At 45.4% G+C, this 13,103-nt stretch carries 9 protein-coding genes; 3 read left to right on the forward strand and 6 right to left on the reverse strand.

The genetic code is table 11. The features are described from left to right. Positions 1-4 precede the first annotated feature (4 nt). Positions 5-493 carry a DUF2489 domain-containing protein gene (locus DUN60_RS14835; protein WP_017079341.1) on the forward strand — a complete coding sequence of 163 codons (489 nt, stop codon included), beginning with the start codon at positions 5-7 and terminating at the stop codon, positions 491-493. Positions 494-838: 345 nt separating this feature from the next. After that, complete coding sequence (gene hemN / locus DUN60_RS14840; protein WP_017095620.1) at positions 839-2,230, forward strand: oxygen-independent coproporphyrinogen III oxidase; 1,392 nt, start codon at positions 839-841, stop codon at positions 2,228-2,230. 86 nt (positions 2,231-2,316) lie between these two features. Here hemN and gepA read toward each other — a convergent pair whose 3' ends face one another. The 5 genes from gepA to glnA all read right to left on the reverse strand — a co-directional run bounded on the left by gepA (position 2,317) and on the right by glnA (position 9,965). Further along, complete coding sequence (gene gepA / locus DUN60_RS14845) at positions 2,317-4,881, reverse strand: phosphodiesterase GepA (RefSeq protein WP_114634173.1); 2,565 nt, start codon at positions 4,879-4,881, stop codon at positions 2,317-2,319. 107 nt (positions 4,882-4,988) lie between these two features. Continuing rightward, a complete protein-coding gene (gene glnG, locus DUN60_RS14850; protein WP_114634174.1) occupies positions 4,989-6,392 on the reverse strand; it encodes a nitrogen regulation protein NR(I) in 1,404 nt (467 codons plus the stop codon). Between the two features lie 122 nt (positions 6,393-6,514). After that, on the reverse strand, positions 6,515-7,591 hold the full coding sequence (gene glnL / locus DUN60_RS14855) for a nitrogen regulation protein NR(II) (protein WP_017079339.1): 1,077 nt from the start codon (positions 7,589-7,591) through the stop codon (positions 6,515-6,517). Between the two features lie 168 nt (positions 7,592-7,759). After that, entirely contained in the window at positions 7,760-8,329 is a 570-nt protein-coding gene (locus DUN60_RS14860) for a DUF4124 domain-containing protein (protein ID WP_114634175.1), read from the reverse strand. Between the two features lie 226 nt (positions 8,330-8,555). Next, positions 8,556-9,965: a glutamate--ammonia ligase gene (gene glnA, locus DUN60_RS14865; protein ID WP_004735585.1), complete on the reverse strand. Its 1,410-nt coding sequence runs from the start codon at positions 9,963-9,965 to the stop codon at positions 8,556-8,558. A 564-nt stretch (positions 9,966-10,529) separates the two neighbouring features. On the opposite strand from glnA, the gene typA reads away from it, so the two are divergent. Next, positions 10,530-12,362 carry a translational GTPase TypA gene (typA, locus tag DUN60_RS14875; protein ID WP_004735586.1) on the forward strand — a complete coding sequence of 611 codons (1,833 nt, stop codon included), beginning with the start codon at positions 10,530-10,532 and terminating at the stop codon, positions 12,360-12,362. 191 nt (positions 12,363-12,553) lie between these two features. Here the strand turns inward: typA and DUN60_RS14880 are convergent, their stop codons facing one another. Next, complete coding sequence (locus tag DUN60_RS14880; protein WP_114634176.1) at positions 12,554-13,084, reverse strand: AAA family ATPase; 531 nt, start codon at positions 13,082-13,084, stop codon at positions 12,554-12,556. Positions 13,085-13,103 lie beyond the last annotated feature (19 nt).

Here is a 13,103-nt window from a genome sequence, read left to right on the forward strand (position 1 = left end):
GCCAATGAACGTAACCTTATTAGCAATTGCTGGTGGAATTATCATTCTCGGCTTGGGCTCTTACGCAGGTTACCTTCTACTTCAAGTGAAGAAGCAGACGGAGTTGCAAAAGCAGCATCAAGCACTTGCCATTGAAAAACGTAACGCGACGATTTACGAAAACGTAAATACTTTGTGCTTAGCGGGTATTCAAGGCCAGTGTGACTTACCTGAGATCAGTATCCGAGTGTGTATCATTATGGATAACGTTCAGGGTGATGAGCGTGTCGATTTTGATTCTGAGTATCCCGCTCTTTCTGAGCTGTACCATATCGTAAAAGATATGGCTCGCGGAGATGGAAGGCAGGAACTGACGAAGAAAGAGCGCATGCAGCAGAATCTCACACGCCATAAGGCGGAGACTCGCTTGAATGATGCGGTCATTGAAGATTTGAAAAGGTTGCAGGAGAAGGTTAAGCCTCTCAACAACCAAATCAACATTCAGATGATCTAGTCACTAAGACTTTTAAATATAGAGGCTTGTTTAACATTTAGTTTTTAGACGCGCTGCTTTTAATACCTATGCATTTAAGACTTTTTTTCCTAAATGCATCTTGTTTTTAAGTCGCCTTGTCTTTAATAGACGATGTTAAATGAGCCTTCTTACCTTTTGCGTCTCGTTAATCCCGACGCTTTGTTAGTGATCAAGCTAGCAGTTCTGAGTTTTTGTCTGAAAAATTGATTTTGTCTTGGAACGACCTTACTGGTCGTGTGGCAAAATAACCCGTCTATATTTTAATGTATGTAAAATGATTTGAGAGACCTTAGGTTCTCGCGGATCTAAATTGGAATTACCGCTATGTCGAGCAAGCCAGTAACAACGAATCAGCAAATCGTTTGGGATCAAGAGATCTTAAACAAGTACAACTATTCGGGACCTCGTTACACTTCATATCCAACAGCGTTGGAGTTTCATGAAGCGTTTACCGTCGCTGATTACGACATGGCGTGTACTCAGTACCCTGAGCGTCCACTCTCTCTTTACGTGCATATCCCGTTCTGTCATAAGCTTTGTTACTACTGTGGTTGTAATAAAGTCATTACTCGTCACTCGCATAAAGCGGATGAGTACTTAGATGTGATTGAACATGAAATCCGCCAGCGCGCCTCTTTGTTGAATGGCCGTCAAGTGACGCAATTGCACTTCGGTGGTGGTACGCCAACGTTCTTGACCAAAACACAAATTACTCGCTTGATGATGATTCTGCGTGAGGAATTTAACTTCACAGCTGACGCTGAAATCAGTATTGAAGTTGACCCACGTGAGATTGAGCTAGACGTACTTGACCACCTGCGTAACGAAGGTTTCAACCGCCTGAGCATTGGTGTGCAAGACTTCAATAAAGAAGTGCAGAAACTGGTTAACCGTGAGCAAGACGAAGAGTTCATCATTGCGATGGTTAAACGTGCGAAAGAGCTAGGCTTCCGTTCAACCAACCTTGATTTGATCTACGGCCTACCAAAGCAGACTCAAGCTTTGTTCGCGGAAACATTGAAGCAAGTGTTAGAAATGAAACCGGGTCGTTTATCGGTATTTAACTACGCACACATGCCGCAACTGTTTGCTGCGCAGCGTAAGATTAAAGATGAAGACTTACCTGAACCAAAAGAGAAAATGGCAATCCTCCAAGATACCATTGAGACTTTAACGGGCGCGGGCTACCAGTTCATTGGTATGGATCACTTTGCTCTGCCTGAAGACGAGCTAGCAGTAGCACAGCGTGAAGGTATTCTGCATCGTAACTTCCAAGGCTACACGACCCAAGGTGAAGCTGACCTAATTGGCTTCGGTGTTTCTGCAATCTCTATGGTCGGTGATGCTTACGCTCAAAACCAGAAAGAGCTGAAGAAGTATTACGCTCAGGTGAATGACCTTCGCCACGCGCTTTGGAAAGGTGTTGCTCTAGACAGTGACGACCTTCTACGTCGTGAAGTGATCAAACAGCTTATCTGTAATTTTAAGCTTGATAAAACCATGATCGAATCTGAGTTCTCGGTTAACTTTAATCGTTACTTCAAAGAAGATTTAGGGCTACTGCAAACCTTCATCAACGATGAGTTGGTTGAAGTCGACGACAAAGAAATCCGCGTGACTTTACGTGGCCGTTTGTTGATTCGTAATATCTGTATGTGTTTCGATAAATACCTACGTGCTAAGGCTCGCCAACAGCAGTTCTCTCGTGTGATTTAATCGCTCGATTGAGAACAGAAATATAAAAAATGCCAGCATTATGCTGGCATTTTTGTGTCTATCTGTAAGTCAATTCTCTATCTACTTTACATCATGCTTTCTTTTCTGCTTTGTTTTACGTTGCAGAGGTCGGTTGGCCATTGCTCAAAAGGAACCGGGCGACTGTATAAGAACCCCTGTGCCTGCGGGCATTTCAGCTGTTTGAGTAGATCCGCTTGTTGCTGAGTTTCTACACCTTCTGCGACTATGCTTACCTTGAAGCCCTTGGTGATATTGACGATGGCTGCAACGATAGAGCTATCTAGGTTCTCTTTTTCGAGCTTGCTGACGAAGCTGCGATCGATCTTTAAGCAATCAAATGGCAGTTTGTGTAAATAAGCCAGTGACGAATAGCCGGTACCAAAGTCATCAATTGCAATCGAGATGCCTAATGCTTTTAGCGTCAGCATGTTATCGATGATGGCAGGGTCATTGTCGACGATGCGTGACTCAGTGATCTCTAGTGTCAGGTTGCTTGCTGGTAGCTTGGTGTCACGTAGCGTGCCTTTAACTTGTTCAACAAAGCCACTTTCACTCAGTTGATCGACCGAAAGGTTAACGTGAATAGAGAAGTCCCTGCTCCATTTTCCTGACTCAATCGCGATGGCAGTATCTCGACACGACTTATGTAGAATTTGCTTGCCGATATCGTAAATCAGCCCGCTCTCTTCAGCGAGAGGAATGAATTCAAGTGGTGAGACTATTCCTTCATCGGCTATCCAGCGTGCTAAAGCTTCAGCCCCAATGGTCGATCCGGATTCTAGATCAATAATAGGTTGATAGAAGGGTTCGAACTGTTGAAGTTCAATCGCTCGGTTCATCCGCGCTAGCATCTTAGTACGATGTCTTGATGCTTTACCCATCTCAGGGCTGTAAATGCTGACACTGGCTTTGTCTTGTTTTGCGTTGCTCAAAGCAATGCTACTACTACGCAGCAATAGCGCAATGTCGTGGACGTTAGATACACCGACGACTCCCATCGATACCTTAATGGCGACACTTTCTGATTCCATTGAAAATGGGGAAGCAAAGGTTTGAAGCAAGCGATTAGTCAGTAGTTGAGCTTCCTTGCTTTGGATGACGTTCGGGGCGTAAATGGCGAATTCATCACCGCCAGTGCGAGCTAATAGGTAATCGGATGGCAATGTACCTCTTAAACGAGCGGCCGCAATGATAAGCAATTGGTCACCATTGTAATGACCAAGGCTGTCATTGATGTCTCGGAAGCGATCAATACCCACTAAATAAAGTGTGCCTTTTTCGTTTGCAGGGTTTTTCTTGGCAGCGTCGATAAAGCCTTCTCGACTATATAATTTGGTTAGTGAGTCATAGGTAAGCTGAGACTGTAATGCTTGAAAGGAAGCCTTTAAGTTGTTGGCCATTTCATTGAATGACTCCACCAACATGCTGGTTTCATAGATATGCCCTGTCTTTGGCATGCTCGTGCCCCAATCACCTTTAGCAAGACGCTTTGCCGCATCCGCTGTTGAGGTGATGGGTTGGGTAACGCGATTAAACGCAATTAACCCAGCAATGACACCAATGCAACTCAGCGCTAGCCCGAGCAACCAACTGTTTCTTTGGTTTTCAGGTAATTCACCGAGTAGGTTGCTTTCAGGGATCGACATACCAATAAACCAAGTGATGCCGTGCTCATCTTCATAAGGGGTGATCTGGTTGAAGTATCGTTCGTTGTCTAGGCGAAAGCTAAAGCGCTGCACGCCCAAATTATCGATTAGGTGAAATTGGTCTACGTAGCTAGCACTTTCACGTATTACCGGGTTAGCACTCTCTGATGCCAGTAAGCGTTGGCCCTTATTGGTTTTCCCTGTTCCCCAAGAGACCACGCTACCTCCGCCCGAGTGAGCGACCAAGCGTTGCTGCTTATCAATGATATAAACAGAGGCATCCGTTTTATCTTTGAGTTCTTTGAGAAACGCATTAAAGGTATTGATCTTAATGTCGCTAACGACGACGGCTTTGAATTCGTTGTCATCATAGATAGGGGCGAGGGCAGATAAGGTGATCTCTTGTCGTTCATCTGCATTGGCATAAATTGGCGACCATACAGCCTTTTTTTGCGTAGCAACGGGTGTGTACCAAGGACGGACTCTCGGGTCGTAACCTGAAATCACCGATCGAATGTCTTCGCTGATCTTGCTGCCACGGTAAATGACCAGCTGATCGTTAGTACGGTCGTCTTGTACCATCAAGGTATAGCCGTTGTTAGCTTCTTTACGAAAACCGACATAGTTACCATCTTCAGAACCAAAGCCGATCACATCGAGTTGAGGTATAGCTGTGAAATGGTCTGAAAACGTATAAAGAATGTAGTCTTGGACCTTGCTAAGGTTGCCCGCTTGATAAAGATGGTGGTAGCCGATGTTATGGCTGAGCGAGAGGTTGGCGTGAAATGGTTTTTCTAAAAAATTGGACAGGCTTTGATGAACATGGTCAGTAAGTGATGTTAGTTGGCGTGCACTAACATCACTCACCATCTCTTTGTAGCTTTGCTTTTGAGTGAAAACCATTACGCTCATAGTGAACAGAAAAATCATCACGAATGGCAGAACCACCGCGGTTCTCAATGTAATTTGTGTTTTCAAAGACATCTTTAGCTACAACTTTAGTGAATGGCATACCTTAATTGTACCGACACTATTCAAACCAAGCGACCCTTTTTTGGTTAAAAAGTCGCTGTATCGAAAGTCATATCTGGTCAGTACAGTTCTTTGAGTTTACGGGTTAGGGTGTTTCTTCCCCAACCTAAAACCTTGGCTGCATCCTGTTTATGACCATTGGTATGGTTGAGTGCAGCCTCTAGCAGTATACGTTCAAACTCTGGCAGAGCATAAGTTAGTAGCTCTTTTTCTCCGGAATCAAGCGCACACTTTGCCCAATTAGCGAGCAGTTGTTGCCAGTTATCTCCAGTCTCTGAGGTCGTCACCACTTTTTCTTCCAACAGTTCTGGAGGCAAGTCTGAAGGGAGTATTTCACTGCCGCTTGCCATGACTGTGAGCCAACGACAGATGTTCTCAAGCTGACGTACGTTACCCGGCCAATTTAGCTGATTGAGCTTCATGATGGTCTCTGAGTGCAGTGTCTTCACTTCTACACCAAGCTCTTCAGCGGCTGATGCTAGGAAGTGGTGAGTCAGTTTTTCAATGTCCTGTTTACGTTCGCGCAGTGCCGGAATATGGATTCGGATAACGTTCAGTCGATGGAAAAGGTCTTCACGGAAACCACCGTCATGCACCAAGCGCTCAAGATCTTGGTGGGTTGCTGCAACGATACGAACATCAACCTTAACCGCAGAATGCCCACCGACACGATAAAATTGACCATCAGAAAGCACGCGCAGTAGCCGAGTCTGAATATCGAGTGGCATATCGCCTATTTCATCAAGAAACAGAGTGCCGCCGTTGGCTTGTTCGAATCGTCCTTGGCGAACACTGTTAGCGCCAGTAAAGGCGCCTTTCTCGTGGCCAAACAGCTCTGATTCGATCAAGTCTTTAGGGATTGCCGCCATGTTTAATGCAATGAATGGCTTTTTAGCTCTTGGGCTGTGACGATGCAGAGCGTGCGCAACTAATTCTTTACCAGTACCAGATTCACCATTAATAAGAACCGAAATGGATGAACGAGACAAACGGCCAATAGCTCGGAAAACTTCCTGCATTGCCGGTGCTTCACCGATGATTTCTGGTGCGTTGGTCTCTTCGGCTACTTCGCTGGCTTGTTCTCGCTTTTGCTCTTGGCTGTGTGCGATGGCTCGCTCTACTAGAGTCAGTGTCTCATCAATATCAAACGGCTTAGGTAGATACTCAAAAGCCCCTTTTTGATAAGCATTCACCGCTGCATCGAGGTCTGAGTGCGCGGTCATAATGATCACTGGCAGGTCGGGAGAGCGCTGGTGAACTTGGTGTAACAGCTCAATCCCGTCAATGCCAGGCATGCGAATGTCGGACACCAAAACGTCTGGTGTTTCGCGTTCAAGAGCAAGCAATACGCTCTCAGCATCAGCAAATGTTTCACACTTTATATCCGCAGATGACAGCGTCTTTTCTACGACCCAGCGTATAGAACTGTCGTCATCGACGACCCAAACGTATCCCTTACTCATAATTCAATTCCTTTGCAGCCAATTCTATTGTGATAATCATTGTTGTTTTTATGATGTCTTTAATTTTTGTGTTACCGAGTTAAGCCTTTCATCTCGCTGTCCAATCGCGAGGTTCTGTTGACCTAAATGGGTAGGTAAATCGTGAATGTGGTGTTACCCGGCCAGCTCTCAACATCAATTTTTCCATTGTGCTGATCGATCAGGTTTTGAGAAATCGATAGTCCCAGCCCTGTGCCACCCTCTCGTCCGCTGACCATTGGGTAAAACAGCGTGTCTTTTAAATCATCGGGGATGCCAGGGCCGTTATCGCTGATCTCAATGCGCGCTGCGAGTTTGTGTCGCTGCCCATGAATATTGGCTTGATGCACCGTTCTGGTGCGAATGGTGATTTTCCCTGATTCTTGCGCCTTTAAAATCTGCGCCGCGTTACTCACGATATTGAGCATCGCTTGTTCAACTTGTGCTGAATCCATCAGAATGTCCGGTAAGCTCGGGTCGTAATCTCGTTCGATGGCGAGCGTTGAACCCGACTCGAGTTCTACGAGCTGCCTGACTTTCTCAAGTATCTGGTGTAGGTTCTCTTCTGACTTGGTCCCCGGTTTTTGAGGGCCAAGCAGGCGATCGACTAACGCTCTTAGGCGGTCGGCTTGCTCAATAATGATCTGCGTATATTCATTAAGAGACTGATCAGGAAGCATTTTACCAAGTAACTGCGCCGCACCTCTTAAGCCACCGAGTGGGTTCTTAATCTCATGTGCTAACCCGCGCACCAACAGCTTAGCTGCTTGTTGTTGTGCGTGTTGGTTGAGCTCTTGGCTGAGGCGTCTTTGCTGGTCTATCTTGCGCATCTCAACCAATAACAGCGTCTCTCGTTGCCAAGAGATTGGGCTAACCGTGACTTCAAGCATCAGTGGGCGGTTATCAACAACGAAGGTAACGTCACTGTCGGTAATGCTCTGGCCACTTTGTAGCGGTTGCGTCAGAAGCGCCAAATCCAGTGAGGCGTGTTGGATGAGTTGGCTCAATGGGTGATCGACGATGCGTCGCGCGCTTTGTGAAAAGAGTTGTTCAGCCGCAGGGTTGGCGTATCGGACATACAGTTGCTCATCGAGCATCAATGTTGAGGTCACCATATTGTCGAGAATGGCGCTGGAAAGATGATGTGTATCTATGCTGTCGCTTTTGGCTGATCGATTCACTATTTCGTCCTTGAACTGGTGTTTTTCTCACTGCACCAAATTGGTGCGTAGCTAAGTTCAAGTATGGCGCATATCAACCAGAAGCTAAAGATAATTCATTAGAGTCGCTGAAAGCTGCTTCGATTAGGTGAAAAGTAGAGGTAATTCAGTCTCTTTTAACACATTGGCCTACTTGAGCGTCGCTCGATGTAAATACACGGTGACTGGACTAGTAGATGCAATAAGCTTGCCGCTTCTATGTGCTTGAATTGCAATGGTGTGAGTACCTCGATCGATACCTTTCAGTTCCCAATTCGGTTGGGTTTGTGGGGCGCCATAGCGACGACCATCGAGCATCAATTGCAACTGTTCTCCAATACCAAGCTTGCGGCTAAGTTCTATTTGAATAGGGATTAAGCCGCGGTTGCTACGGATGGTTTGGTCATGAACGGGAGTCAGCATGATGAGGGCTAGTTGAGCTGGCGCCTCACGTTTCGTGCTTTCTGTTTTTTCCTGAGCCTGAGCTGGCATTGCCGTTTTATTTGTAGATGAAGCAGCAGCGTCAACGGGAGTCGAGGCTTCAAATTTAGGTGCGGGTGCTGACGCTTGCACATCCGGTAGGCGAAGAGATTTGGCATCTTTAGCGCTAGGGTTATCACTAAAGTGGAGAACACCATCCTCATCCACCCAGGTATACACCGTTTGAGCAGAGCACGAGATCGCGACTGTTAACCCGATCAGGAACAGTATATTTTTCATATCTTTAGCCTCTTTTCACCGCTAGGTGATTTCACGTTTGGCGTTGGTTTTGTTATTGATTTTATTGTATTTATAGCAGCAGCCTCTGAGGGCTTTTGTCTAAGGTATGGTACGAGGAAGCAGGGGGAGGGAGTATATAAAAAAGGCCCGCCTGCGAGGCGAGCCTAATATTTAGTCAGCGATTCTTACAAGGTTGCAGTAAGAAATGGCTTATCTCTACAGGAGATTAAACTGAGTAGTACAGTTCAAACTCAAGTGGGTGTGTTGCCATGTTCACGCGTTGTACGTCGTCAGATTTCAGTGTGATGTAAGAATCAATGAAATCGTCAGAGAATACGCCGCCAGCTGTTAGGAACTCACGATCGTCGTCTAGCGCTTTAAGTGCTACTTCTAGAGATTCAGCAACGGTTGGGATTTCAGCCGCTTCTTCTGCTGGAAGGTCGTATAGATCTTTATCCATAGCTTCGCCTGGGTGGATCTTGTTCTTGATACCGTCAAGGCCAGCCATCAGCATTGCTGAGTAACATAGGTATGGGTTCGCTGCTGGGTCACCAAAACGTAGCTCGATACGACGTGCTTTCGGGCTTGGTACTACTGGGATACGGATAGACGCAGAACGGTTACGTGCTGAATAAGCAAGCATTACCGGAGCTTCAAAACCAGGTACAAGACGCTTGTACGAGTTCGTTGATGGGTTAGCAAATGCGTTTATTGCACGAGCGTGTTTGATTACACCACCGATGTAGTAAAGCGCCATTTCAGATAGGCCGCCGTACTTATCACCAGCAAACAGGTTAACGCCGTCTTTTGCTAGAGATTGGTGAACGTGCATACCAGAACCGTTGTCACCAACTAGTGGCTTAGGCATGAATGTCGCTGTTTTACCAAATGCGTGAGCAACGTTGTGCACAACGTACTTGTAGATTTGAGTCTCATCCGCTTTTGTTGTTAGCGTGTTGAAGCGAGTTGCGATTTCGTTTTGACCCGCAGTTGCTACTTCGTGGTGGTGAGCTTCAACTACTAGGCCCATCTCTTCCATTACTAGACACATTGCTGAACGGATGTCTTGAGATGAATCTACAGGAGCTACTGGGAAGTAACCGCCTTTAACGCCAGGACGGTGACCTTTGTTACCGCCTTCGATGTCAGAACCTGTGTTCCAAGCTGCTTCTACATCATCAATCTTGAAGAAAGAACCAGACATGTCGTTTGAGAACTTAACGTCATCGAATAGGAAGAATTCTGGCTCTGGACCAACTAGAACTGTGTCTGCGATACCCGTAGAACGTAGGTATTCTTCAGAACGCTTAGCGATAGAGCGTGGGTCACGGTCGTAGCCTTGCATTGTTGCAGGCTCAAGGATGTCACAACGGATGTTTAGCGTTGCATCTTCTGTGAATGGGTCCAGTACAGCTGAAGCTGCGTCTGGCATCATTACCATGTCAGATTCGTTAATGCCTTTCCAACCAGCTACTGAAGAGCCGTCAAACATTTTACCTTCTTCGAAGAAGTCTGCATCAACTTGGTGAGAAGGAATAGAGATGTGCTGCTCTTTACCTTTTGTATCAGTAAAACGTAAGTCGATAAATTTAACTTCGTTCTCTTGGATCAGGGATAGTACATTTTCTACTGACATCTTGGATAACCTCCAGTGTTATTAATTCGGTATTAGCTCGATTCGGTTGAAACTAGCATTGATTAATGTCTATAAGTGCATTAATCGATGCTGATTTATCTATAGCCAAAAACGTGCCAAAAAAATTATTCCATTAATTTCAATGATTTACTTGTTTACTTGTTTCGTTAATTCTGGTTTTTGCACCAAAATGATCTCCTGATGCACCTTATTGGTGCAATTGTTTATCTGTGCACCAATATGAAACATAAGCGAGCACCATTCAGCAATGAATTGCCTAAGTTGTCAATCCACTTTTGTTATTTTGCCGGAGATTTGGCTGCCCATCTTGCGGCGGATGCTTTTTTAGAATCCTACGAATTAGACTGTTAGATACTGTATTGAATCAAAGTTAAGCGGATATGAATCGCTAATAAAGAAAAAAGCCTTGGTTGAGATCACATATTTCTGGGTTTTTGTCTAAAATCTGGTATATTATTGACCGTTTTTTAAATCAAGCTAGCGGTTATTATCCAAACTTTTGAGATAATTGACGGCTACCTTTTATGAGTGAATCGAGAATCCATGTCTACTCCACAGATTGATAAGTTAAGAAATATCGCGATCATCGCGCACGTTGACCACGGTAAAACGACTTTGGTTGATAAACTACTACAACAGTCAGGCACTCTTGAGTCTCGTGGTGAAGCTGAAGAGCGTGTCATGGATTCGAATGACATCGAAAAAGAGCGTGGCATTACAATCCTTGCTAAGAACACAGCAATTGACTGGAATGACTACCGTATCAACATCGTAGATACCCCTGGACACGCGGACTTCGGTGGTGAAGTTGAACGTATCATGTCTATGGTTGATTCAGTTCTTCTGATCGTTGATGCAGTTGATGGCCCAATGCCTCAAACTCGTTTCGTAACGCAAAAAGCTTTCGCACACGGCCTTAAGCCAATCGTTGTTATCAACAAGATTGACCGTCCTGGTGCTCGTCCTGATTGGGTTATGGACCAAGTATTTGACTTGTTCGACAACCTAGGGGCGACTGATGAGCAACTAGACTTTACTGTTGTTTACGCTTCAGCTCTAAACGGTTGGGCAACAATGGAAGAAGGCGAAGTTGGCACAGACATGGAACCATTGTTCCAAGCTGTTGTTGATACAGTAGAAGCACCTGCAGTTGACCTTGAAGGTCCACTACAAATGCAAATTTCGCAACTTGATTACAGCTCTTACGTAGGTGTTATCGGTGTTGCTCGTGTTACTCGTGGTTCTGTTAAGCCAAACCAACAAGTAACTATCGTTAATGCTGAAGGCAAAAAACGTAACGGTAAAGTAGGTACTGTACTTGGTTACCTAGGTCTTGAGCGTCACGAAGTAGAACAAGCTAACGCTGGCGACATCATTGCAATCACAGGTCTTGGTGAACTGAAAATTTCAGACACTATCTGTGACGTAAACAATGTTGAAGCAATGGAACCACTGTCTGTTGATGAACCAACAGTAACAATGACTTTCCAAGTAAACACTTCTCCGTTCGCGGGTAAAGAAGGTAAGTTTGTAACTTCACGTAACATCCTTGAGCGTCTTGAAAAAGAATTGGTTCATAACGTTGCACTACGTGTTGAAGAAACTGAAAGTCCAGACCGTTTCCGCGTATCAGGCCGTGGTGAGCTTCACCTTTCTATCCTGATCGAAAACATGCGTCGTGAAGGTTTCGAGCTAGCAGTATCTCGTCCAGAAGTAATCATCAAAGAAGAAGATGGTCAGAAAATGGAACCGTTCGAAACGGTTACTATCGATGTAGTTGAAGAGCACCAAGGTGCGATCATGGAAAGCATCGGTCTACGTAAGGGTGAGCTAACAGATATGGCACCAGATGGTAAAGGCCGTGTTCGCATGGACTTCATGATGCCTTCTCGTGGTCTTATCGGTTTCCAAACTGAATTCCTTACAATGACGTCTGGTTCTGGTCTTATTTACCACTCGTTCGATCACTACGGTCCTTACAAAGGCGGTATCATTGGTCAGCGTAACAACGGTGTTCTAATTTCGAACGCAACGGGTAAAGCACTGACTTACGCATTGTTCTTCCTTCAAGCTCGTGGTCGTCTATTCACAGAGCACGCTGATGAAGTTTATGAAGGTCAAGTAATCGGTATTCACAACCGTTCAAACGACCTGACAGTAAACTGTCTGAAAGGTAAGCAACTAACGAACGTTCGTGCATCTGGTACTGATGAAGCACAAGTTCTTTCTCCACCGATCAAGCACACTCTAGAGCAAGCTCTTGAGTTTATCGATGAAGATGAACTAGTAGAAGTAACGCCACTAAACGTACGTATCCGTAAGAAACTTCTTACTGAAAACGACCGTAAGCGTGCAGCACGTCCAGCTAAGGCTTAATTGCCAGCTGACTAGCTTCTAGCTATCAAGCAATACGTTTTAGAATAAGTAAGAAAGCCCCGAGTAGCCTAGCTACACGGGGCTTTTGTTTTATGTGGTGTTGGAGTAGATACGGGTAAACGAGATGAGAGATACAAAGAGCGTTCAAGTCTTCGTCATCCTCAAGAGGGAGGAACGACTGAGTTGGGGATCTAGCTTTTGATACCTAGTTGACTTTGAACAAATAGAGCCCGCTCTTCGACTGACATAAATGGCACCTCGACCACCTCATACCCAAGCTCTTGATAGACTCTGACCAACGCGTGGTGAATCTCTAATGCCTCTTCAAGCGGATAAGGCCTAACATCATCTTGTACGTAAATAGATGCCTCAGGGCGACAGAACAAGGCTTGTGAGTGGTAGCCTTGGCTAGCTTCTCGGTAGATTTTGTCAATCTCAAGGTTCGCCTGAGTTAAGTAACCGCAGATATCTGGAATGGCGCGATCGAGAAACGCAACTGGATGCTGGTTGGCCTGTTCCTTTTGCTCATTCATGACAGTGAGACACAGGCGAGCAAAGCCCGGTAGGTCTAACCAAGGTAAGATACCGTTCTCAAGTTGGCTCTGCTGTTCAATTAACTGTCGAGAAGATTCCGCGAAGGTTGGGTAACCCATGTCACCCAAGGCATTGATCAGTGTTGTCTTCCCGGCTCCGGGGCCGCCAGTAATAATGATAGGTTGCATCGTGTTCTTTATCTGTAGC

The sequence above is a fragment of the Vibrio splendidus genome (assembly GCF_003345295.1).
Lineage (GTDB): Bacteria > Pseudomonadota > Gammaproteobacteria > Enterobacterales > Vibrionaceae > Vibrio > Vibrio splendidus_K.